This is a genomic window from Mesorhizobium australicum WSM2073, assembly GCF_000230995.2.
GTDB lineage: Bacteria > Pseudomonadota > Alphaproteobacteria > Rhizobiales > Rhizobiaceae > Mesorhizobium > Mesorhizobium australicum.
This window is the reverse complement of record NC_019973.1, coordinates 3,094,895-3,116,943: the sequence shown is the minus strand read 5'-3', so window position 1 is coordinate 3,116,943 and position 22,049 is coordinate 3,094,895. Positions and strand designations below refer to the sequence as shown.

At 64.6% G+C, this 22,049-nt stretch carries 19 protein-coding genes; 3 read left to right on the top strand and 16 right to left on the bottom strand.

What is annotated here, in order from left to right:
• The first annotated feature begins 93 nt into the window (after positions 1–93).
• On the top strand, positions 94–822 hold the full coding sequence (locus tag MESAU_RS14910; protein ID WP_015316859.1) for an SDR family oxidoreductase: 729 nt from the start codon (positions 94–96) through the stop codon (positions 820–822).
• Positions 823–846: 24 nt separating this feature from the next.
• Here MESAU_RS14910 and MESAU_RS14905 read toward each other — a convergent pair whose 3' ends face one another.
• Together MESAU_RS14905 and MESAU_RS14900 are read right to left on the bottom strand one after the other, a co-directional pair.
• Complete coding sequence (locus MESAU_RS14905; protein WP_015316858.1) at positions 847–1,803, bottom strand: LysR family transcriptional regulator; 957 nt, start codon at positions 1,801–1,803, stop codon at positions 847–849.
• A 22-nt stretch (positions 1,804–1,825) separates the two neighbouring features.
• Complete coding sequence (locus tag MESAU_RS14900) at positions 1,826–2,731, bottom strand: S1C family serine protease (protein ID WP_015316857.1); 906 nt, start codon at positions 2,729–2,731, stop codon at positions 1,826–1,828.
• 246 nt (positions 2,732–2,977) lie between these two features.
• Between MESAU_RS14900 and yghU the strand changes: the two genes are divergently transcribed.
• The gene (gene yghU / locus MESAU_RS14895) at positions 2,978–3,844 is read left to right on the top strand and encodes a glutathione-dependent disulfide-bond oxidoreductase (RefSeq protein ID WP_015316856.1); all 867 of its coding nucleotides are present in this window, start codon (positions 2,978–2,980) and stop codon (positions 3,842–3,844) included.
• Between the two features lie 83 nt (positions 3,845–3,927).
• On the opposite strand, the gene MESAU_RS14890 is transcribed toward yghU, so the two are convergent.
• Both MESAU_RS14890 and MESAU_RS14885 read right to left on the bottom strand, forming a co-directional pair.
• Complete coding sequence (locus tag MESAU_RS14890) at positions 3,928–4,227, bottom strand: DUF1236 domain-containing protein (RefSeq protein WP_015316855.1); 300 nt, start codon at positions 4,225–4,227, stop codon at positions 3,928–3,930.
• Between the two features lie 477 nt (positions 4,228–4,704).
• Positions 4,705–4,950, bottom strand: a complete 246-nt coding sequence (locus MESAU_RS14885; RefSeq protein WP_015316854.1) for a hypothetical protein — start codon at positions 4,948–4,950, stop codon at positions 4,705–4,707.
• Positions 4,951–5,161: 211 nt separating this feature from the next.
• Here MESAU_RS14885 and MESAU_RS14880 point away from each other — a divergent pair, with 211 nt between their 5' ends.
• Positions 5,162–5,902 carry a sulfotransferase family protein gene (locus MESAU_RS14880; RefSeq protein ID WP_015316853.1) on the top strand — a complete coding sequence of 247 codons (741 nt, stop codon included), beginning with the start codon at positions 5,162–5,164 and terminating at the stop codon, positions 5,900–5,902.
• Positions 5,903–6,590: 688 nt separating this feature from the next.
• Here MESAU_RS14880 and MESAU_RS14875 read toward each other — a convergent pair.
• The 12 genes from MESAU_RS14875 to MESAU_RS14820 all read right to left on the bottom strand — a co-directional run bounded on the left by MESAU_RS14875 (position 6,591) and on the right by MESAU_RS14820 (position 21,671).
• Entirely contained in the window at positions 6,591–8,153 is a 1,563-nt protein-coding gene (locus MESAU_RS14875; RefSeq protein ID WP_015316852.1) for a WD40 repeat domain-containing protein, read from the bottom strand.
• 431 nt (positions 8,154–8,584) lie between these two features.
• On the bottom strand, positions 8,585–9,778 hold the full coding sequence (locus MESAU_RS14870; protein WP_015316850.1) for a hypothetical protein: 1,194 nt from the start codon (positions 9,776–9,778) through the stop codon (positions 8,585–8,587).
• 136 nt (positions 9,779–9,914) lie between these two features.
• Complete coding sequence (locus MESAU_RS14865) at positions 9,915–10,685, bottom strand: exodeoxyribonuclease III (protein WP_015316849.1); 771 nt, start codon at positions 10,683–10,685, stop codon at positions 9,915–9,917.
• A 5-nt stretch (positions 10,686–10,690) separates the two neighbouring features.
• Complete coding sequence (locus tag MESAU_RS14860) at positions 10,691–11,335, bottom strand: alpha/beta hydrolase family protein (protein ID WP_015316848.1); 645 nt, start codon at positions 11,333–11,335, stop codon at positions 10,691–10,693.
• Positions 11,336–11,423: 88 nt separating this feature from the next.
• Positions 11,424–12,557 (bottom strand): tetratricopeptide repeat protein, encoded by a 1,134-nt coding sequence (locus tag MESAU_RS14855; protein WP_015316847.1) that lies wholly within the window; start codon positions 12,555–12,557, stop codon positions 11,424–11,426.
• Positions 12,554–13,459, bottom strand: a complete 906-nt coding sequence (ku, locus tag MESAU_RS14850; RefSeq protein WP_015316846.1) for a non-homologous end joining protein Ku — start codon at positions 13,457–13,459, stop codon at positions 12,554–12,556. Before ku ends, MESAU_RS14855 begins: the two co-directional genes overlap by 4 nt.
• Before the next feature lie 317 nt (positions 13,460–13,776).
• Positions 13,777–16,284, bottom strand: a complete 2,508-nt coding sequence (gene ligD / locus MESAU_RS14845; protein WP_015316845.1) for a DNA ligase D — start codon at positions 16,282–16,284, stop codon at positions 13,777–13,779.
• Positions 16,285–16,378: 94 nt separating this feature from the next.
• Positions 16,379–16,603, bottom strand: a complete 225-nt coding sequence (locus MESAU_RS14840) for a hypothetical protein (RefSeq protein ID WP_015316844.1) — start codon at positions 16,601–16,603, stop codon at positions 16,379–16,381.
• A gap of 112 nt (positions 16,604–16,715) precedes the next feature.
• Positions 16,716–17,939, bottom strand: coding sequence for a GNAT family N-acetyltransferase (locus tag MESAU_RS14835; protein ID WP_041163780.1), 1,224 nt, complete (start codon positions 17,937–17,939; stop codon positions 16,716–16,718).
• 34 nt (positions 17,940–17,973) lie between these two features.
• Positions 17,974–19,194: a GNAT family N-acetyltransferase gene (locus MESAU_RS14830; protein ID WP_015316842.1), complete on the bottom strand. Its 1,221-nt coding sequence runs from the start codon at positions 19,192–19,194 to the stop codon at positions 17,974–17,976.
• A gap of 9 nt (positions 19,195–19,203) precedes the next feature.
• A complete protein-coding gene (locus MESAU_RS14825; RefSeq protein ID WP_015316841.1) occupies positions 19,204–20,505 on the bottom strand; it encodes an MATE family efflux transporter in 1,302 nt (433 codons plus the stop codon).
• A complete protein-coding gene (locus MESAU_RS14820) occupies positions 20,502–21,671 on the bottom strand; it encodes a glycosyltransferase family 4 protein (protein WP_083883006.1) in 1,170 nt (389 codons plus the stop codon). Before MESAU_RS14820 ends, MESAU_RS14825 begins: the two co-directional genes overlap by 4 nt.
• Positions 21,672–22,049 lie beyond the last annotated feature (378 nt).

Here is a 22,049-nt window from a genome sequence, read left to right as displayed (position 1 = left end):
CTCCGATAGCACCATCGGTTTCTTCCGTTTCCCCTCACCGCATCGAGCTGCCAATTCCCTGCCCTTGTCCAACCAAACGAAGGCAGAGCGGAAATGAGCATTTCAAACCAGAAAATCCTGATCGTCGGCGGCGGATCCGGCATGGGTCTCGCGCTTGCAAGGCGCTGCCTCGAAGCCGGGGCCGAAGTCATCATCGCCGGGCGCGGCGAGGACAGGCTGCGGCAGGCGCGTGAGGCGCTGGGCAATCCCGCGGGCCTGGACATGGCCACTGTCGACATTACGCGGGAAGACCAGGTCGGGGCGTTGTTCGCCGGGATCGGCGGCCTCGACCATATCGTCAGCACCGCCGCCGACATCGAAGGCGCCTACCGGCTGCTGCCGGAGCTCGGTCTCGAGGCGGCGCAACGCGTGGTCGACAGCAAGCTCTTCGGCCCGCTGCTGCTTGCCAAGCATGGTGCGCCACGGCTGGCAGCGGCTGGATCGATGACCTTCGTCTCCGGCATCGCCGCCTACCGGCCGGCCGCGCGCGGCTCGGTCGTCGCCGCTGTCAATGCCGCGCTCGAAGGGCTGGTGCGGGCGTTGGCCATAGAACTCGCGCCGCTCCGCGTCAACGCGGTGTCACCCGGCTGGGTCGATACCGAAATTTGGGCGCAAGTGGCGGGCGACAGGAAGGCAGACACGCTTGCGGCGATGGCCGAGCGGCTGCCGGTCGGCAGGATCGGCCAGCCCGAGGACATCGCCGACGCGATCGCCTTCCTCATCGGCAATGGCTTTGCCACCGGCACGACGCTCCACGTCGAGGGCGGACATCGTCTCGTCTAAAACGGACGGCTCTGCGAAATGCTGTTAAAGCAGGACCTTGGAGCGGCTTGAGGATTCAGCGTCTGAACTGGCTTTCGAGGATGCCGGCGCCTGCATGTCGCTCGCGGCGGTAAGCAGGCGGCGCAATGCCGGCGGCTGGACGCGCCGGCGCCGCCAGATCATCGTCAGCGGCGCCGCCGGTTCCGGGCCAGGCCAAGGCAGTTCGATCAGCTCACGACGCTTGAGCGCGTCGCTGACCGCCAGACGTGGAATGAGGCCCAGCCCCGCGCCGGCCGCCACCAGCCGGGCAATGGCACCGATGCTGCCGACTTCGGCGGCAAGTTCAGGCGTACCAGTGCCCGCCTCGGCAAAGGCGGTGTCGAACATGTGCCGGTAGATGCATCCAGGCTCCGTTGCCACGAAGCGCAGCGCGGCAAGGGCGGCCAGGTCGCACGGAACCGGCTTCTGCCCCGGCGCGGTGACCAGCGCCAGCGGTTCGGCCAAAATCGTGCGCCTGGCGAAGCGCTGATTGGCGCCGCCGTTGAACATATCGCGGCGCTCGAAACAGAAGGCGACATCGATGTCGCCCTCCTCCAGCAGGCGCAGCAGCGCGCCGCTATCAGTCACTTTCATGCGCACGGCGATATCAGGATAACTGGCCTGGAACCCCGGCAGCCAGGGCGCCAGCCGGGCCGAGGCGATCGTCTCCAGCGCGCCGATGGTCAGCGCTCCGCTGGTCTGTCCCGCCGCCGCGAGCACCGCCGCCCGCGCTTCGGCATCGAGCCGCAGCAGTTCCTCGGCGATGGGCTTCAACGCCAGTCCCGCCGAGGTCAGTTCCAGGCCCGACTTCAAGCGCGTGAACAAGACAGCGCCCAGCTCGGCCTCCAGCGACTGGATCTGGTCGCTCACACTCGACTGGGCGAGATGAACCGTCTCGGCGGCGCGCGTGACGGTACGGCAGCGCGCCACCACGAGGAAGGTCTTGAGCAGTCTTGGATGCATCGGCTGGCCGAAATCGCCCGGCCTACTGCAGCTGCGGCTTTTTCAGGAAACTGCCGCGGTCGGCGGATTTCACACGCAGCCACGTTTCGCGGCCATCGCGCACCACCCGCATCGGGATCTCGGCACCGGCCGAACCGCTTTCCCACAGCTTGCGATAGAAATCGGCGAGCCCGTCGACCGCGCCGTCACGGACCTCGGAGATGACGTCCCCTTCGCGCAGGCCGGCCTTGGCGGCCGGGCCGCCCTCGGTCACGCTCATCACCACCACCTTGCCGTCGCTTTCGGCCGACAGCGCCCCGAGCCACGGGCGCGGCGGCTTAGCCACCTGGCCACGCGTCAGCAGGTCGTCGAGGATCGGCGGCAACAGGTCGATCGGCACCACCATGTTGATATCGGCCACCTCGCCGGCGCGGCTCATCTGCAGGCGCAGCGAACCGATGCCGAGCAGTGCGCCCTCGGCGCTGAACAAGGGCGCGCCGCCCCAGGACGGATGCGCCGGCGCGATGAAGATCGCCTCGTCCAGCAGATACTCCCAATAGCCGGCGAATTCCTGCTTGGTGACGATCTTGGCCTCGACTGCCCGGCCGATGCCGTCGGCAAGCACCACCGCGTCGCCGATCCTGGCCTTGCCGGCATCGCCCAGCGCCACGGCCGGCAGGCCGGTCGGCGCCAGCGCCTGGACGAGGCCAAAGCCTGATTCCTGGTCGTAGGCCAGCGCATGCGCGGGAATGACACGGCCGTCATGCGAGGTCAGCCAGACCTCTTCCGCCTCGGTGATGAGATAGCCGATGGTCAGCACCAGCCCGTCATCGCGGATGACGACGCCGCTGCCTTCCCTGAGCGTACCGAGGGCCCCGGCCGTGAAGGCATCCTCCGGAACGGTCGCCCGCACGGCAACCACGGAGCGCGAATTGGGATTGATGGTCATGATTTTGTCCTGCGATGCGAATGCCTGGCGGCTTGCTGTATAGGTATGCCACGCGGGAGAAGGCGCAAGGGGTGAGAACGGTGGCCATGGACCACGAAGCCAATCACTTGGCCTTTCGAGGTTCGAACGCCCGGCAGGACAATGCGGCGGCCCAAGATTAACATAGTTCAACACAAGTTGAACTTCCCCCTCCACAGCCCTACCTATAAACGCCTATCCATCCTTCCCACGACACGAGGCCGTGCAATGACTGAATACACCCCGCCGAAAGTATGGACCTGGAACAAGGCCAATGGCGGCACCTTTGCCAGCATCAACCGGCCGATCGCCGGTCCGACGCATGACAAGGACCTGCCCGTCGGCAAGCACCCGCTGCAGCTTTATTCGCTGGCGACGCCGAACGGCGTCAAGGTAACGGTGATGCTGGAGGAGCTTCTAGCGCTTGGCCACAAGGGCGCCGAATACGACGCCTGGCTGATCCGGATCAACGATGGCGACCAGTTCGGCAGCGGCTTTGTCGAGGTCAATCCCAATTCCAAGATCCCCGCCCTGATGGATCGCAGCGGCAAGACCCCGCTGCGCGTCTTCGAATCCGGCTCGATCCTGGTCTATCTCGCCGAAAAATTCGGTGAATTCCTGCCCACTGAACAGCCGGCCCGGGCGGAAGTGCTGTCCTGGCTGTTTTGGCAGATGGGTTCTGCGCCTTATCTCGGCGGCGGTTTTGGCCATTTCTACGCCTATGCGCCGGAGAAGTTCGAATACGCCATCGACCGCTTCTCGATGGAGGTGAAGCGGCAGATGGACGTACTCGACCGCCGGTTGGCCGAGGTCGAGTATCTCGGTGGCAAGGACTATTCGGTTGCCGATATGGCGGTCTGGCCCTGGTATGGCGGGTTGGCGCTCGGCCGGATGTACAATGATTCCGCCGAATTCCTGTCGGTTCAGGATTACAAGCACGTTCAGCGCTGGGCAAAGGCGATCGACGAACGGCCCGCTGTCCAGCGTGGCCGCATGGTCAACCGCGCCTTTGGCGAACCGTCCATGCAACTGCACGAACGCCATGACGCCAGCGACTTCGACACCAGGACGCAGGACAAGCTGGCCGCCGAGTAATTCTGGAGAACTGGCGGGCGACAAGCAAAAGCCCATCACCGGATTAAATCGGTGATGGGCTTTTTGCTTGATGCAGAGACGGATCAGTGAAGAACTTCCACGATCTGACGGGTGTCCGGGTCGACCAGCACGGTCTGATCGTTGATCACCGCAACGCGATACTTGACGTTGGGGACCTCGCGCAGTTCGACCTTGTCCGGCACGGACGAGCCGAGCTTGAGCTCGACGCCCAGAAGGTTCACCGACGCTAGCGGCTCCTTCTTGATGTATTCGCGAACCACCGTCTCCTGTTCCGGCTGGACCACGATCGTGTCCGCCAGGGCCGCTCCGACGCCGCCCAGCAGGACGATGGCAGCCGCGGCGCTCGTAAGATAATGCTTCATAACAACCTCCATGATTGGGTATTTCGCTCCGCCTCAGGGAAAACTCTCACGCAACTGGGAGGTTCCATCCTTGTTTGTGAAATAAATGTGGCGCGCAACCAGAAACATGCCACATTTTATTATGCACACATGTGAAGATAAGCAATGGTATGCTTTGCTTTTCTGAAGAAACTTCTTCTAATTTGCGGAAATAGCAAAAGCATCGCGCGTTGCAGCGCAAGCAATGTCGCCTCTTTCTCGGATTACCCGCTCCTTAGGAACAACTAACGTATAGCGAAGAGTGTCGTTCCAAATGCTCTACCGGGCCTCCAAAAAAGGCCCGCCCTGCCGGGAGCAGAACGGGCCTTCAACGGACCGGTGGAGGTGGCGCCTCACCGATCGAGGCAGGAAAAACGCACGCATCACAGCTTCGTTCCACCGGCCGCCGCGATTTGGCGGAAGGTGCGCAACGCTCGATACCGGAGCGGGAGCTCTTCGTTAGAATCGGACGCCGTCCCGATGGAGCGGCGGCACCGGGTTGACTGCATCCGGGCTCATCGCGACGTTTTGCGCGCGCCTGTAGATCAGCCCCACGACGAGCACGAAATAGCCGACCTGCAGGACGACCAGGACCACCACTGTCCAGCCAAGCGCCACCCAGAACGAACCGGTAGCAATATAGGTCCACACTGCGACAACGATCGTGGTCGCCGACATCCCGACGAGAAAAGACCCAAAATACATCGACCATCAAGATCGCCGAACCGATTCCGGTCCGGCGACTCCCTGCCCATCTCCACACCCGCGCACAGGCTTTCATTATTTTAGCAACTACGCAAGTATGGCGTCCGCCTAGGCATCCATGTAGAAGTTTGTTGCGGGGCGGCCCCGGCAGGAGCAGTTTGATGCTCACGGACCGCGATATCAGGGAAAAGAAGTCCGGTGGGGATTGGAAATGACGCTCAAGCTTATCGGCGCCGGTTTCGGCCGCACCGGCACATGGTCGACCTTTGCAGCGCTTAACAGGCTCGGCCTGCCCTGCTATCACATGCAGGAAGTGATCATGAACAAGGCCAATAAGGGCCATCTTGATTTCTGGCGCTCGGTGGCCAACAGCCCGCCCGGCACCCAGCACGACTGGAACCGCGTGTTCGCAAGCTATACGGCCACCGTCGACAATCCAGGCTGCTGCGTCTGGAAGGAATTGATGGCTGCCTACCCCGACGCCAAGGTGCTGCTGACATTACACCCACGCGGCGCCGAGGCCTGGTATGAAAGCACCATCGACACGATCTACTTCACCGAGAACCTGTGGCAGTTCAAGGTCCTGGAATGGCTCACACCGTTCGGCCGCAAGTTCGGCGACATGTCGCGCAAGCTCATCTGGGGCCGCACATTGGCCGGCGTCATGGGTGACCGCGACAAGGCGGTTGCCCGCTACGCCAGCTATGTCGACGAAGTGAGAGCAGCCGTGCCGCCGGAAAAGCTGCTGGTGTTCAACGTCAGCGAAGGCTGGGGGCCGCTCTGCCATTTCCTCGACGTCGCCCAGCCAAACGAAACTTTCCCCAACCTGAACGACCGCGAAACGATCAAGAAGATCATCCGCGACATCATCAAAGGCTCCTACATCATGCTGGGGCTGACGATGGCCGCCATCGCGGCGGTGATCGCGGCATTGTGGTGGTGGCTGGGGTAACGGCAAGCCCAGGCAGTTCGATCCCTTGCCTGCATGGAGCGGTCAAGTTTTTCGCTCCGAAACAAACGACCTCAAGAGCTACCCGCTTTCGCGCGGGCAGGCTGGCTGGCAGCGGCTCTCGCCGGAATTTTGCGCTTGTCTTTGCCTGCCGGGCAGCCACCAGCCCATGCCTGTCCGAGCAGGCTACCGTTCTTGAACCTGGCGGCGAGGCCGGGTGATCATATCTCGATTGGATAAAATAGCGGAACGTCCAATGGACATTGCCGGAACCGAACGGGGCCTCTCGGACTTTCGGGCGCACGAAACAAGACCTTGGTCCTACAAGGAAAACCGATCAGTTCGATCCGCAGGCGCGCAGCCTATCGAGTCAGATAGCGACGCAACGTCCCCGGTCAATCCATGGACCAGCACTTTGCCATACTGCGTTGCCGCCTCGCCAAGCCGTCTGGCGGTTGGCCGATCATGCCGGCTTAGAATGCCGGGCCTTGCAGCCGCTGCCTATTCCGCTTTCGCGGAAGTTTCCGAGGTTTGGGCGATGTGCGATGGTGTTGTTGCGGCGGTACGAGCCGCCCTGGTTGGCGCGGGCGCCGAGCACACCCCAACAATGCGCCCCCCCGTCCGCGTCGACCATGGCAAGCGCCCGGTTACTTGACCAGCGTCCATACCCCGGCCCAGCGTCTCCAGGCATTCACCCCGGCGCCCCTGCAAACAGCACGACGCCGTCACCACCGGCCGCTGGCCATTCCCTGATGGTGCGGTCGGAGCCGCCGGTCAGCACCGTGCCATCGGCGGCGAAGGCGACTGCGTAGATCGGTCCGGTCTGGCTGTCGAACATGGCGATCTGATTCCCACTCGCCATGTCCCACAGCCTTGCGGTGCCGTCGAGTGATCCCGACAGCAGGCGTTTGCCGTCGGCCGATAGCACCAGTGCGTAAACCGTGCCCTCGTGGCCCTCGAAGCGCTTCACCTCGCGGCCGCTGTCGACATCCCAGACCTTGATCGTCAGGTCGCCGCTGCCGGTGATCAGATGATGCCCGTCGGCGGTGAACACGGCGCCATAGGTGCCTTGCTCATGGCCGTGCCAGCTGCGCAACTGCTTGCCGCTGTCGATGTCCCAGAGTTTCAGCGTCCCGTCGATGCTGCCCGAGAGGGCCTGCTTGCCATCGGGCGAGACGGCGACCGCGCTGATCGACCAGTCGTGGCCGGTCAGCACATGCAGCACGGACCCGTTGACGAGGTCCCAGATAATGACGTTGCCGGTGTCGTGCCCGCTGACGGCGCGCCTGCCGTCCGGGCTGATCGCCAGCTTGTTGACGCCACCATTCTGGCCGGATTGGAAGACGTGCAGCACCGCGCCGTCGGCGAGTTTTCGCTGCACGATCTCACCGTCGTCGCCGGCCGTCAGCGCACTGACGCCGTCGGGCATGTAGAGCGCGGTGCGCGCCATGTCCTTGTGAACGCCGAGATTGCGCATCAGGTGCTTGCCGCCCACGTCCCAGAGCTTAATCGTGTGGTCGGTGCTGGCGCTCATGATCGAACGCCCATCCGGCGCCACCGCCAGCCAGACGACCGCATCGCGATGGCCGTCGGGCTGCGTTGGTGCCGCCGGCGGCGACGGCGGCAACGGCGCCACCGTCGGCGGCGGAATGACCGCGACCTCCGGCGGCGTCGCGGCCGCAGACGCCGGCGGAACAGCAGGCGCGGCCACCGGCGGAGCTGGTTGCACCGGCAAAGCCGGCGGGTTTGCAGCGGCTGGCGGCGTGGCCGTCTGCTCGGGCGGCGGGGCCTGCGGCAAAGGCGGTGTCGGAGCAACCGGCGACGGCTCCGGCGGTTCCGGCTTTGGCGCGGATTCCATGGGCAGCGCGCTGGCGACATGCTCGCCACCCTCATGCGGCCGCCACGAGCCGAACCCGTCGCCAAGCAGCGCCAGCAAGACAACCACTGGCAGCACCAGGAAAGTCCGGCGCAGGCGTGGGCGGCCCGCCGGCTCCAATTCGGCGTCCCTGCCGAACAGCGGCACCCCGGCCGCGTGCACGGGCCGGCCGGGCAATTGACCCGCCAGGAACAGCAACGCACCGATGAAACAGGCAAGTGCCGCCGCCGAATATGCCGCCGGCCGCAGCATGGCAACGTCGAGCCCGGCAAGGCCACGCCCGGCGAGGATGTCGATCAGCGGATAGACATGGGCCAGACAGGCGGCCGCGACCACAGCCAGGACAAGCGCCAGCGACCTGTCAGCCAACCTGTTCATCGCGCATCCTCCTCGCCTGGCCTTCAGGTCAGACTATCAGCGTCATGGGCGTATCGCAAAATGCCGCCGGGCATCGCGTGAGACGGACGCAGACAGCCGCGGTATAAGAAGATCTGCGGCGGCCCTGCTCAAGAAAACCCAGCTTGAGGTTGATTGCGCCGCCTCCGTCGTGGCCACGGATCTCCGGTTCGACCAGACGACGCCGACAAAGGTTAGTGTTCAATTTACCACGGTCGCTGCCGATAGGAACTCAGCCATCCCCGGCGAAATATTGACAGCGGACGGAGTTATGACACACTCCGCCCGGGATATAGTGGAGAGCTTGCATCATGAAGAAGATTTATGAACGGCCCGTTTTGATCAGGAAGGGCAATCTGAAATTGATCACAGCCGCGACCAACGGGCCGATTGTGATCTCGATCACGAAGTAATCAGCTGGTCAGAACCAGGTCGTCTACAACCATTTGCCAGTGGTGTTTCGTCGAAAGGCGGACACGGGTGATCTCCCTGAGCATCGGGGCGTAGCGCAGCGGCGTGAGCGCCGACAGCACCATTTCATCGCTGGCGACCAACCGGTCGCCCGACCAGCTTTCGATCAGCGCCGTTTCCCCCTCCGCCTTCAGCCAGGCAGCGCTGAGCAGCACCGAGTGGAAGACAAATGGCGTCTCGCGGCTGAACTCGGCCGGATAGCCGCTGCTGGTGTATGCCACGTGGTCGCCTGAAACATTGCCGTTGACATAGCCCTCGCTGTCCTTGGTGTGGTCATTCGCCATGGCGTTCAGGTTGCGCCAGTCGAGCCCGGCGTGGCCGCATGGGATCTTGCGGAAGCCGCGCCCGGTGACGTCGTCGAAGCCGATTGTGCGCGCCGCCGCCTCATCCACCGGCGCCCGGGGCGAAAGCAACCCGAGATCGGTGGGGTAAGGCGACAGCACCAGCCGGCGGTCGAGCCCGCCGCCGGTGATCACCACAGTGTCGGCGTCGTCGGCAAGCTCGAACCGGAAGGCCGAAGCCGGCGCCAGCGTCCGGCTCTCCGTCACCTGCCCCCGCGCCATCACCGACAGGGTCGCGCTACCGCCTGCCGCCATCCTGCCGGCCAGGCTGCGCACCGGTGCCAGCCCGACCGGCCGCGGCAGGTCCTGCGATATCAGCCCGGCGGGCGAGCCGGGTGCCAGCCGGAACTCTATCGACTGCGTGTCGTTGGCGCTTGGCGAGCGCCAGCCCGGCGGCACTGAAACGGAGAACCGGTAGGCGGCCGGCACGCGGATCGCAGCCGTCAGCGCAGATGTCGACATGGCGAAATTGGCATAACCGCCATTGTTCGTCCTCGAGGACGCGACAAAGCCACCCTGCCCGTCGAACAGCCGCACCATGATGCCGGCCATGGGCCGGTCGGCCACGCCGTAGCTGCCGTCGCGGTCGACGTCGAAATAGACGAAGGACGAGTAGTTGACGGTGCCGGTGCTGCGGCTCCAGTCGGTGCGCACGGCGTAGTCGTTGGCAGGATTGGCCCGGCGCAGCGCCCGACGGCGCAGGCGCGCCTTGCGCAACAGCTGAATGGCGGCAACCGCGGCGGCAATGATCGCGAGCGCCGCCACAAGCAGGCCGACAAGAGCGAGGTCACTCATGGCAAACCGGCTTCGGTAGCCGCTCGCCATTGTCACAAATGCAATGCATCAACTATCCCCGCCGATCCTGTCCAGCTTAGCGCGAGAGACAACCCGCGGAAAAGGGTGCGTGCGCCGCTGACGGACGTGAAATCCCTCACCCCAATTCCACCCAGACCGGCGCGTGGTCGCTGGCGCCATCTTGCCCGCGCACGTCACGATCGATGCCGGCGGCCCTGAGCTTGCGCACCAGCGTCTTCGACAACAGGATGTGGTCGAGCCGCAGGCCCGCGTTGCGTGGCCAGCGGTTCCGGCGGTAATCCCAGAAGGTGTAGAGCGTTTCCTTCGGGTATTTCTTGCGCAACGCATCGGTCCAGCCTTGTTCGAGCAGCGCGGCGAAGGCGGCGCGGCTTTCCGGCTGCACCAGCGCGTTGTCGTCATAGGAGCGTGTGGCGTAGATGTCGCGCGGCTCGGGCACGATGTTGTAGTCGCCGGCCAGCACCACGGGCAGGCCGGTGTCGATGAGTTGTTCGGCATGCGCTTCCAGCCTTGCGTGCCAGGCGAGCTTGTAGGTGAATTTCGGTCCCGGCCGCGGGTTGCCGTTCGGTGCATAAAGGCAGGCGATGACGATGCCGTTCACCGCCGCCTCGATGTAGCGGCTCTGCCGGTCGGCATCGTCGCCGGGCAACACATCGCGGGTCAGCACCGGCTCGGCACCGCGCGCGAGTATGGCGACGCCGTTCCAGGTCGGCTCGCCTTTCCACACCGCGCCATAGCCGGCATCGGCAAGCGCGGTACGCGGAAACTGCGTGTCGCGCGCCTTCAGTTCCTGCAGGCAGACCACATCGGGTTTTGCGGAGCCGAGCCACGACAGCAGGTTGTCCAGCCTGCTGTTGATGTTGTTGATGTTGAAGCTGGCGATCTTCATTGGGATCAGGGCGCGATCCTGCCCATCCAAGCCTTCACCGTCTCCGCCAGCGTCGTCAGATGATCCGCGGTAGAGAAACCCGAAATACTCTTGCGCGGCTTCAAATCATGGTCGCCGTCCTCCAGCCAGATCACTTCGATGGCATCGGAAAGGTTGTAGGTCGCGACCTCGTCCTTGGTGCCGAACTCGTCGCGTGTGCCTTGGAAGATCAGCGTCGGCGTCTTCAGCCCGGCGAGATGTTTTGTCCGCAATTGCTCGGGCTTGCCAGGCGGATGGAAGGGATAGCCGAGGCAGACCAGTCCCGATATTTCGCCCTTGGAAAACATCTCGTCGGCGATCATCGACGCGACCCGCCCGCCCATCGACTTGCCGCCGATGATGAGCTTGCCCGTCACGCCCTTCGCCCTGAGGTCGGCGATCGCCTTGATGTATTCCGGGTTCACCGTCTCGGCACGCGGCGGCGGCTTGCGCTGGCCGTAGCGGCGCGCGGCCATATAGTGGAACTCGAAGCGCACGACCTGGAAGCCAGCGGCGGCCAGCGCCTTTGCGGTGGCTGTCATGGAGGGAGAGTCCATTGAAGCGCTGGCGCCATGGGCAAGCAGGATGGTGACGGGAGCGGTCTCGTGGCCGTCGAAGAGGAAGCTGGTCATGATGTGACACCCCGCGCGACGGCGAAGCTGCCGATCTCCCCCCACGAAGCGAGAGATCGGCTGTCATCGCGGCCTTCGCCCACCATCGTCACCCCGCCGACTTCGCCAGCTGCATGTCCACGAACTGCACACCCCTGGCAGCCACCCCTGCCCATTCCGAGACCGCGTCGAGCTCCAGGTACCGCATCCACAACCGCCGCGCCTCGAGCAGATTGCCGGCGTCAAACTCCAGCCGCGCCAGATTGAACACCGGGTCGGCATAAGTCTTGTCGAGTGCGATCGCCTTCTGCAAATGCCTTCGCGCCGAAGCGTCGCGCCCTTGCTCGCTCATCAGCCCGGCCAGGTTGAACCAGGCTTCGACGAAGGCCGGATCGAGCTTGATCGCCCTGGCATAATCATGCGCGGCTTCCGCCACGCGCCCGGACCCGCGCAAACAGTTGGCGCGGTTGAAGGCGGCGATGGCGTCAGTGGGATCGATGGCGAGGCAGCGCTGATAGAGTGCGGCGGCCCCGTCATGGTCCCCGCCCTCCTCGGCGGCTTCCGCCTCGGCGAACAAATCTTCCAGCGTGTCGTCGCCTTCTGCCGCGGCGCCGAGATCGAACAGCAGCTGCCCGTCGAGCTCGCTCTGGCCGCCTTCGAGGTAGATCGCGTCGGGCCGCCCGTGCCGCGAGCCGACATTGAGCGACTTGGCGGTGAGCGAGGCCACCGGGCCGGAGCGGTGGACGGAGCGCGCGATCGCACCCCATGTCGCACCCCCGGCGATCAGCCCGGCATATTTGCGCGCCAGGATCAGGTCGCGGAAGGAATAGGGCTCGCCATCATGCTCGAAGGCGTCGAACAGGCTGAGCCTGTCGAGATCGGCGCCGGACAGCCTTGACTGGTCGATCAGCGATTGGCGCGACAGCGAAGACGCCTCGGGCGCCTTCATCAGCCCGAGCAGCCGCAGGAAACCGTTCTCGCTCATGAGAATGCGCCCGGCCGCGCGCTCGGCGCCAACGCGGCGTTCGATCTCGCTATCGCTATTTTTGGTGAGTCCGGCCTTGGTCAGCCCCGCCTTGACCAACAATGCGCGTCCGAACACGACATGCGTGGTGCGGCGGGTGACGCCGCGCCTGAGCTGGCCGTGCTGGCGCTCCACCTCGCGTGCGGCAAGCCTGAGCGGAAACGCCGCCAGTGCGCCGATCGTGCCGAAGACAGCGCCCGGAACGGCCGGAGCCGTCATTTCTTGCTCTTGCCGACCGCCTTGAGCAGGTTGGCCTTGAGCGGATTTTCAGGCGCACCACCCGCAGCCGCCTTCTTCGCGGCGGGCTTGGCGGGCTCGTCGGCCTTGCTCTTCGACTTGGCCGGCGGCTTCGACTGAGACAGGCTGGCCTTCAGCGCATCCATCAGGTTGATGACGTTGCCGCGCTCCGGTGCCGCCGCGATGATCGGCTTGTGGCCCTTCAGCTTCTCGCGGATCATCGTCATCAGCGCGACCTCGTAGCGGTCCTCGTAATTCTTCGGATCGAAGGTGGTTTCCTTCTGCTTGATCAGCGCTTCGGCAAGCTGCAGCATTTCCGGGTCAGGCTTGCCGGCTGGAATGTTGCCGAAATATTCAGCCGTGCCACGCACTTCGTTCGGGTTCCTCAACGTGCACACGAACATCCCGTTCTCGCGCGCGCCGATCGTCACCACGCGCTCGCGGCTGGACAGCACCAGCCTGGCGATGGCGAGCTTGCCGGATTTGCGCATCGCTTCGCGCAGCACGGCGAAAGTCTCTTCCGCCATCGCCCCGTCCGGCGCCATGTAATAGGGCGCGTCCTGGTAGATGACGTCGACCTCGTCCTCATCGACGAAAGCCTCGATGTTCATCGTGTGGTTGGATTCGATGCGCACCGCGTCGAGGTCGGCATCGTCGATGATGATGTACTGCTTGTCCTCGTACTCGTAGCCCTTGACCAGATCCGCCCGCTCAACGAGCCCCAGTTCAGGGTCGACCGGCTTCATGTTGATGCGGTTGTGGGTCTTCTTGTGCAGCTGGTTGAACGAGATGCGCTCGCTGGCGCTGGTGGCGGGATATAGCCGCACCGGACAGCTGACGAGACTGAGTTTGAGGTAACCCTTCCAACTTGCCCTGGGCGCCATGATGAACTCCTACGCGGCCATGCACTGACTGTTACTTCGCAGCGCTTCGTCCGAAGGACGAACAAGGCTGCGCAAATCCTACACCGACCCCGCACAATACCGACAAATCCCTGACGAAATCTTCCCGCCGGGGCTGCGAGAGGACCGGCGACAAGATAATTCAAATTGTCGAAAGCGTCGATGGCGTTTGAGCCGACACGCCGGCGACCACAGCGAACGCTCCACGCTTCGTCATCCTAGGGTCTTCGCGACGGAGCTTCGCTCCTGCTTCGCCCTAGGATGACGAAGTTCAGGAGCCCTGGTCGTCGAAGGGCGCCTCAAAGCCCGTTTACCTTTCCCGAGACCACCGGCAGATCCCTGGCGAAGTCGTCGATCTCAGCCCACGGATCGCCCGACGTCTCCAGCAACCCCGGCAGCGACGCATAATTTAAATCCTGCGGTGCATCGATCGCCTCCAGATCGGCCCAGCTCACAGGTGTCGAGGCCGGCAGGTTGGTTCGGGCGCGCAGCGAATAGGGCGCGGCCGAGGTGTGGCCGCGCGCGTTGCGGTGATAGTCGATGAAGATGCGCCGCTTGCGGTTTTCCTTGCCCATTGTGGTGGTGAAGGTGTCGGGCGCGGTGGCGGCTAGATGCGTTGATATGGCGCTGGTTGTCTGATGCAGCTTCTTCCAGTTCTGCTTTTGCGTCACCGGGACGGTGATGTGGATACCGCTGCCGCCGGAGGTCTTTGCGAACGGCACCAGACCAAGCCCCTCCAGCTCGCCCTTGATGTGCACGGCGGCCTCCACCACCTCGCGCCAGGAAATCCCCTCGCCCGGGTCGAGGTCGAGGACGATCTGGTCGGGCTTGTCGAGGCTCGAGCGATGCGTGCCCCAGGTGTGGAACTCGACCACGCCGAACTGCGCCAGCGCCAGATAGCCTTTCGCGCCCTCGACCGAGAGATAGGACTTGGTCTCGCCCTCGGAATTGGTGGCCTGGAACGTCACCACCGAGGGCGGCATGCCGGTGAACGCATGACGCTGGAAGAAGCAGTCCTTGGGCAGGCCGGTCGGGCAGCGCACCAGCGACACCGGGCGGCCAAGGATGTGCGGCAGCATGAAGTCGCCGACCAGCGCGTAATAGACGGCGATGTCGAGCTTGGTCGGGCCGGTCTTGCCGAACAGCCGCCGCGTCGGGTTTGTCACCCAGATGGTGGCGAGATCGGCTTCGGCGATCAGGCGCTTGCGCGTCGAGGAGACCGGCGTCGACAGGCCGACATCCCTGAGGCCCCGGAACACACCGTGGCGCAACGAATTGTCCGCGGTTCGATTGGCGTAGTGGATGCGCGCCGAAAACAGCGGCTTGACCCAATGCATCTCGCGCATGATTTCGCGGGGCACGCCTTCCGGCGGCGTGGCGCCGGATGTGAGCGGCCCAAGCCGGGCCAGCAGGTCGGCCGCGGTCCCGGCATCGAAGCCGGTGCCGACCTTGCCGCGATAGTGCAGTTCGCCGTCCACCCACTCGGCCATGCCGAGCGCGGCCAGCCCCTCGGCCGCGTCCGAAATGGTGTAGCCGGCGATGACGAAATCGTCCTTTTCGAGTGCCTTGGTCTTGGTCCAGCTCTTGGTGCGGCCGCTCTGATAGATCGCGGTGGCGCGCTTGGAGATCACGCCCTCCAGGCCGAGTTCCGTCACCTGGTCGTAAAGCGCTTGCCCGGAACCCTCGACATGGTCGGAGAACTGGATCGCGGAGTTGGCGCCAAGCCCGCCAAGCAGTTCGGCCAACAGCGCCTTGCGCCGGATGAGCGGCACCTTCATCAGATCCCAGCCCTCGAGATGCAACAGGTCGAAGGCGTAGAAATGCAGCTTGCTGCCGGCGCCCGCTGCCAGCGCGTCCTGCAACAGCGCAAAGCGGGAAATGCCCTTGGCATCGAGCACGACGATCTCACCGTCGATGATCGTCTCGCGGCACGGCAGCTTGGCGAACGCATGTGGCAAGTCGCCATAGCGTCTCGTCCAGTCGATGCCACCGCGCGTGATCAGCCGCACCTGCCCGTCGGAGATATGCGCCATGGTGCGGTAGCCGTCGAATTTGATCTCGTGCAGCCAGAGCTCGTTCGTATTCTCGGCAAGGCCTTCGCCGCCCGGCGGCTTCGGCACCTGGCTCGCCAGTTGCGGCTCGATGCGGCTCAGCGCTGGCGCCTTGGCCGCGCCCGGCAGGTCGCCCGGCTTCAGCGAACCGGGCTTTGGCGCGGACTTCGCGGCCGGCTTAGGTGGCGCTGCCAGCTCCTCGATGCGCAAGCCGGATTTCACGCTTTCCGGCCGCGCTTCGAGGATATTCAGCCCCGTGTCGGCGGCGAGGTCGCGCTCCTTGAACAGCAGCCAGTTCTTCTTGTTCTCGTCTTCGCCGGGCTTTGGCTTCAGCCGGGTCAACATCCAGCCGCCATTGAGCTTTTCGCCGGCCAGCCGGAACTTGAAGGCGCCGGTGCGCAGGCTTTTGTCGACATCGTCCATCGGCGCCCAGCTGCCTGTGTCCCAGACGATCATCGGCCCGCCGCCATATTCGCCTTCGGGAATGACGCCCTCGAAATCGATGTATTCGAGCGGATGGTCCTCGGTCTCCACCGCCAGCCTTTTGTCGGCTGGGTTGAGCGATGGCCCGCGCGGCACCGCCCAGCTTTTCAAGACATCGCCAACCTGCAGGCGCAGATCGTAGTGGTCCGCCGTGGCGTGATGCTTATGGATGACGAAGCGGTTGCCGCCCCCAGTCATCAGCCCGCCGGCCGGCTCCGGCGTCTTCGAGAATTCGCGCTTGGCGCGATAGGATCCGAGCTTGGCGGGCGGCATGTCAAAAGCCGAGCCTGGCGGAAACCAACAGCCGCCTCGTTCCTTCGCGCCGTGGGGCGCTACCTTGGCACCGCTCGCGATTTATCACGTGGTCTCAGTCGTCCGTCGCCGGCGTCAGCTCCAGCTCGGCCGGCGACAAACCCTGCTGCAACTGGCTCAGCCGGAACTCATCCACCCAGTAGGCCTCGCCGTCGACCAGCACGCGCGCACTGTAGGTGCCGCCTGAGAAACGCTGCGCGGTGACGTAGACCTTGTGGCGGTCAAGTGCCTTGCGCACCGCGGCGCGCTTGGAGTTCTGGCCGTTCACGGCAGTGGACATGCGCTTCGCCCTCGGTCGCCTGACACGGAACTCGGCCGCTTTTGGCGGCCCGGCGACTGGCCCCAAGGATGGCGGAGACACGCGCGCCTGTCAATTTCGCGGGCGGCGTCCTTCAGGTCTTCAACCGCCGGAAACGGCGCATCACGCCCTGCACGGCCTTGTAAAGCCGCGGCTTGGAGCGCACAAACAGCTCGGCCTTGCAGCGCAGCCTGATATAGGTGGTCGAGCCCCTGCCCTTCAGCGTCATCGCCTCGCACAGTTCGGCCAGCACCGAGTTCGAGGCGCCGATATGCTGCTTGTATCCCTGTCCGCCGACCGAGAGGTCGAAATAGCCGAGCCCTTGCGCCCGTGCCCACACCATCAGCTTGCCGATCATCGTCAGGCCCGGCGCGACGTTGGCCACCGCGTCCTGGTCGATCCCGAGCAGCAGGGCGTGCAAGGTGCCCTTCATGACCAGCACGTACATGACGGCGAGATAGGCCTGGCCGACGCGCAGCCCGAACAGCCGCACCGAGCCGTCGGAAAGCCCCTGCAGCGCGGCGTTGCGGTAGAACTCCACGATCGGCGCCTGCGTCAAAAGGTCGAAGCGCCCGAGTTCGCGAAAGCGGTTGAGCCTGAGGTCGAGCAGCCTGCCGAACTGCTCCTCGATCATCTCAGGCGTCTCGGCTTCGACCAGTGCGAGGCCTCCGAGTTGTTCGAAGCGGCGGCAGTGCTTGTTGAAATTCTTGGTGAAGGAGGATTTGCAGATACGCTTGACCAGCGTCTCCGGCTCGCCATCCATGACGAGACCCGAGGCGATCTGAATGGAGTCGCGCGCCGCCGAAAGCAGCGCCAGCGGATTGGCCACGCCGTGGATTTCCCGCGGAATCCCCGCAATATGGATGCGGTCGGCGGGCGGCAGCACGGCGCGGACCGCGGCCCAGGCGGCGTCGGCGTTTTGCCTGGTCCAAGGCCTGGCATCGGCCAGCAGCGGCGCCGAATAATCGCACACGCCGCAGCTCAGCCATTCGATCACGGAGTGGCCGAGCGCCCGGCGCCGCATCAGCGGCAGCAGCATGACATGCAGGCCCGTGGCGGCATCATTGACCTCGACGACGAGCAGATCGGCGCTTTTGGGCATCAGCCGCCCGGCGATCCCTTCCACCCAGGCAAGGCCCTGGTGACCGGTGCACAAACCGGTCTCCTCAAGACGCTGCCAGAGCTGCCTTACGGTGTCGAAGCTCGTGTGCAGCCGCGCCGTATAGCGCGCGGTGGCGCCCATGCCTGCTCTAACCGGCGAAATCGGCTGAACCGGTGCATCCGCTGTCGCGACCAACCGCACTGCCTGGCTTGCCACATGCCTCTCCCATTCGTTCTGGGGCGCATGGGCATTATCCACGCAAGCGCCGAAAACCCCGCATTGTTCCCTGGACTGCGTTGAGCAGCCTTGGGCTGGAGCGTACGAAAGCCTCGGCCCGCCTGCGGAACTCGATGGCGGTGGTCGCCACACTGCCCCGCATCGTGAACCCATGGCAGAGTTCGACCAATACCGAACCCTTGGCGCCCATATGTTCCTTGTAGCTCTGGTTGCCGACCGACAGGTCGAAATATCCAAAGCCTCGTTCGCGCGCCCAGCCGATCAACCTGCCCATGATTGCAAGCCCCGGCGAGACATTGGGCACGACGCCCTGGTCCATTGCTATCAGCAGAGCATGAACAGTCCCTTGATGCACGAGCAGATATTGAACCGCGATCAGAGCCTCGCCGACGAGCAGCCCGAAAAGCCGCACCGAACCGTCCAACAGGCCATGAACAGCCGCGTTCCGGTAGAAATCGACGATGTTCTCCTGGGTCAGCAGATCGAAGCGACCAAGCTCGCGAAAGCGGTCGAGCCGCATCCGCACCAGTTCGCCGAAGATACGGTCAACCTCGGCCGGTGCCCCGGCCTCGACCAGTTCCACGCCGCCAAGCCGTTCGAGGCGGCGCCAGTCCTTGCCGAATTCCTTGACGAAGGATGGCCTGCAGAGACGCTTGAGCACTGTTTCGGGATCGCCGTCGATGGCGAGGCCGAAAGTGGTCTGGATGGAATCGCGCGTGGCCGACAGCAAGGCCAGCGGATTGGCGACGCCCTGGATCTGTCGGGGAATCCCCACGATGTGGACGCGGTCCGCCGGCGGCAGCGCCGAGCGCACCGCCGCCCACGCAGCCTGCGCGGATTGTCGCGTCCACGGGCTGGCATCGGCCAGCAGCGGTGCCGAATAGTCGCAGACGCCGCAGCTCAACCATTCGACCACCCAATGATGGAAAGCCCTGCGCCGCATCAGCGGCACCAGCATCCTGGGTTCGCCGGTCGTGGCGTCGCCCACCTCGACGATGAGGAGTTCGGCGCCTTCCGGCAGCAGCCGCGTGGCGATCCCTTCCGCCCAGGCGTAATTCTGGTGGCCGGTGCACACACCGCTTTCCTGGAGGCGCAGCCAGAGTGGCCTGACCGCCTCGAGGCTGGTGTGCAGTTTTGCCGTATAGGCGTCGTTCGCCGCGACGGAGGTGGGATGCGAGACCTGCCCGCCAGGCAAGTCGGTCATCGCGGCAATTTGCACTGCGTGGCCTGTCACATCCTTCTCCTATCGCTTGACCGCGGCGAACGAAACCGCCCGTCGCCAGGAGCCCAGGCGGCTGTCGCGCTGCTGGTCCGGGTGTTCGATGTTCCACATGCGGTGATGCACGAAATACCATGATGCCACGAGCACGAAGATCTCGGAGACCGCCGAACCCAGCAGCGCCCATGGCGGGGAGGCGATCGACAGCAGGATGGCGATCAACGCCAGCCCGACGATGGCGCCGCCCAGGGTTATGAACGCGACGATGCGGAAGTCACCCATTATCTCGAGCACGATGCGGGGCATGATGTAGAGCATGATCGGGACGAAATTCGCGATCACGAAAAACCCGATAAATCCCACCGACGCGTCCTGGAGAGCCTGGGACTTTATCATCGGCAGGACGAACAGGATGGCGCATCCATAGACAACCGCGCCAAGGCCCATGACAACGGCCCACAGCTTTGCCTGCGCCCAGACACGGCGCGTTTCGTTGTTGCGCATCAGCTTGGCGAGTTCGGGCTGCGTCATGTTCACGAAGGCAAGACTGCTGATGCGCAGCGGCGCGAACAGCACCAGCACCGCCGCCAGCGGCGCATAGGCGGCCGGCCCGGCAATCCCCGCGACCAGCAGCGCCAGGCATTGCCCCTGGATGTTGGTGGTGGTGGCGCTGAATGCCGACCAGCAGAGCTGGGACCACAGCCTCGCATAGCGCCGCCGTGTCGGCATGCGAAAGCTGATGCGCATCGTGCGGCGCGCCAGCCTGACCAGGACGAAGATGCCAAACACATTGGCCGCCGCGAGCGCATAGAACACGGTCTGCAGCGCGTCCTTGGCCAGCCAGATCGCCAGGCCGGCCATGACCGTGCCGGCGATCGTGAAGGCGGCATCGCTGACGGAAACGATCACCTGCTGGCGGCGCGCGAAGAAGGCCGTGCGCATGTGGCTGCGCAGCGACCATGCGCCGACGAAACAGCCCGCGGCAATTCCGCTGGGGTCGCCCAAGAGACGCATCACGATCGCCGTGCCGACGGCCATCAGCAAGGCAACAACCAGCGCCGCCGTCCCGAAGGCAACGTCATAGGCATCGACGCCGGCGCTGTTGGTGCTCTTGCCCATCCATATCGAGGCTGGAACGGCGGTGAGCGACCTGATGTAGGACAGGCCGACGCCGCCCATCACCATGCCTATGGCAAAGAGGCCGTAGCCTTGCGCCGAAAGCATATGCAGCAGCGCGATGTTGAGGGCGAAGTGGAAGCCGCTCTGCATCGCCTCGCCGCCGATCATCAGCACGAGACGCCGCACCAGATGGCCAGGAAGTTTCACGGCCGTGTCTCCGCCTGGCGGGTGGTTGCCGTCCGCCCCGGCCTGGCGATGGCTGTCTTCAGCTTGTCGGCGGCTATCGCCGCGATCGCCGCCGCCGCGACCGGTTCGCTGAAGACCGCCTCGTAGCGCGCCCGCCCGGCAGCGACAAAGGAGCGCCAGGCCTCGGGCCGCAGGATGATCTCCTCGAGTTTGGCTGCAAGGGCGGCGGCATCGCCGGGCGGAACATGCCAGCCGGTCTCACCGTCGCTCACCACCTCGACCAGCCCGCCGATCGCCGACACCAGCGGCGGCCGGCCGTAGGCCATCGCCTCGATGGCGACGCGGCCGAGCGATTCGGGACGCCGCGAGGGCACGGTGACGATATCGGCCCAGCGATAATGCTCGGAGGGATCGGGGATGAAGGGCAGCACGCTGACGCGTCCGCCGAGCCCCATGCTGCCGACCAGTTCGGCGAGCGCGCGTTCGCGCTCGGTACTTTCGAAGGCGCCGCCGACCAGCCGCACCTCGATCCTCGACTTGAGTTCCGCCGGCAACGAGGCGATCGCCTCCAAAAGCACTTCCTGGCCCTTGATCCTGTTGATGCGGCCAAGCAGCAGCACCTTGAGCGGCCGCTTGCCGTCATAGGTCGTCGCTTCGGCCGCGGCCGGGCCGGCAACGCCGTTATAGACCACATGGGAGCGCGCGTATCTGGGCTCGCCGAACGCGGCGCGTGTGGCGCGCGAGTTGAAGATGAGATCGGCATGGCTCCAGTGCATCAGGCCGACTAGGATCCTGCGCATGGCGCCTTCGGGAATTTCGTGGATGTGCAGCACGGCCTTGTGCGGCAGCAGGCGCGCGGCAAGCGCATAGTCGGCCACGATCGAGGTGTTGACATAGGTGAGATCGCAATCCCGGAGCCGCCGCCAGGCCCTCAGCACCGCGACCGGCAGCCGCGCCATCTCGATGGTGGCAAGGCGCGCAATCGCCTGGCGCCTCAGCACCCAGAGCGGCTCGAAGACGATCCGGGTCGCATGCGGTTCGAGGATCCGCACGATCGGTCCGCTGCGCGGCAGGACGACCTCGATATCGGCTGAAGGAAACGCGGCGCGCAACGCGGCGACGCTCTCCGCGAAGCTGCGATCGGAACCATAGAGTTCATAGCCCTGATGGACGCATGCAATCCGCATATTCCCATGCATCTTTCTGCCAGGGGTAGTTTGACGATCCCGCCGCCTGACAGAACAGGCGACTGGAGACTTCAAGCCCAACACCCCTTTGGACTTCACTTGTTGCCGGCATGGTGACGAGCGGATGTAGAACCCGGATCACCATACCAAATGCTGCACGTCCTCCGCCGGTGTGGCGCACAGAAGTCCATGAGCAAGGATCATGCCGGCCCTGATTTCTCCGTCTGCAGGTCGCCCGGTCGCGGCATTGCCTTGTTTCGATACACATACGCTGGGATAGTTGACCGATAGTGAAACAACTCCGGCCGCTGGAAGAAATATTTTACACCCCGGTGCGATGATGGCTGGAACTGAGTCTGGCACGGATATCGCTGGGCT

Bases quoted from the DNA above. Each gene is read 5' to 3' on its own strand.
- MESAU_RS14910 (WP_015316859.1), top strand. From the start codon at position 94: ATGAGCATTTCAAACCAGAAAATCCTGATCGTCGGCGGCGGATCCGGC.
- MESAU_RS14905 (WP_015316858.1), bottom strand. From the start codon at position 1,803: ATGCATCCAAGACTGCTCAAGACCTTCCTCGTGGTGGCGCGCTGCCGT.
- MESAU_RS14900 (WP_015316857.1), bottom strand. From the start codon at position 2,731: ATGACCATCAATCCCAATTCGCGCTCCGTGGTTGCCGTGCGGGCGACC.
- yghU (WP_015316856.1), top strand. From the start codon at position 2,978: ATGACTGAATACACCCCGCCGAAAGTATGGACCTGGAACAAGGCCAAT.
- MESAU_RS14890 (WP_015316855.1), bottom strand. From the start codon at position 4,227: ATGAAGCATTATCTTACGAGCGCCGCGGCTGCCATCGTCCTGCTGGGC.
- MESAU_RS14885 (WP_015316854.1), bottom strand. From the start codon at position 4,950: ATGTATTTTGGGTCTTTTCTCGTCGGGATGTCGGCGACCACGATCGTT.
- MESAU_RS14880 (WP_015316853.1), top strand. From the start codon at position 5,162: ATGACGCTCAAGCTTATCGGCGCCGGTTTCGGCCGCACCGGCACATGG.
- MESAU_RS14875 (WP_015316852.1), bottom strand. From the start codon at position 8,153: ATGAACAGGTTGGCTGACAGGTCGCTGGCGCTTGTCCTGGCTGTGGTC.
- MESAU_RS14870 (WP_015316850.1), bottom strand. From the start codon at position 9,778: ATGAGTGACCTCGCTCTTGTCGGCCTGCTTGTGGCGGCGCTCGCGATC.
- MESAU_RS14865 (WP_015316849.1), bottom strand. From the start codon at position 10,685: ATGAAGATCGCCAGCTTCAACATCAACAACATCAACAGCAGGCTGGAC.
- MESAU_RS14860 (WP_015316848.1), bottom strand. From the start codon at position 11,335: ATGACCAGCTTCCTCTTCGACGGCCACGAGACCGCTCCCGTCACCATC.
- MESAU_RS14855 (WP_015316847.1), bottom strand. From the start codon at position 12,557: ATGACGGCTCCGGCCGTTCCGGGCGCTGTCTTCGGCACGATCGGCGCA.
- ku (WP_015316846.1), bottom strand. From the start codon at position 13,459: ATGGCGCCCAGGGCAAGTTGGAAGGGTTACCTCAAACTCAGTCTCGTC.
- ligD (WP_015316845.1), bottom strand. From the start codon at position 16,284: ATGCCGCCCGCCAAGCTCGGATCCTATCGCGCCAAGCGCGAATTCTCG.
- MESAU_RS14840 (WP_015316844.1), bottom strand. From the start codon at position 16,603: ATGTCCACTGCCGTGAACGGCCAGAACTCCAAGCGCGCCGCGGTGCGC.
- MESAU_RS14820 (WP_083883006.1), bottom strand. From the start codon at position 21,671: ATGCGGATTGCATGCGTCCATCAGGGCTATGAACTCTATGGTTCCGAT.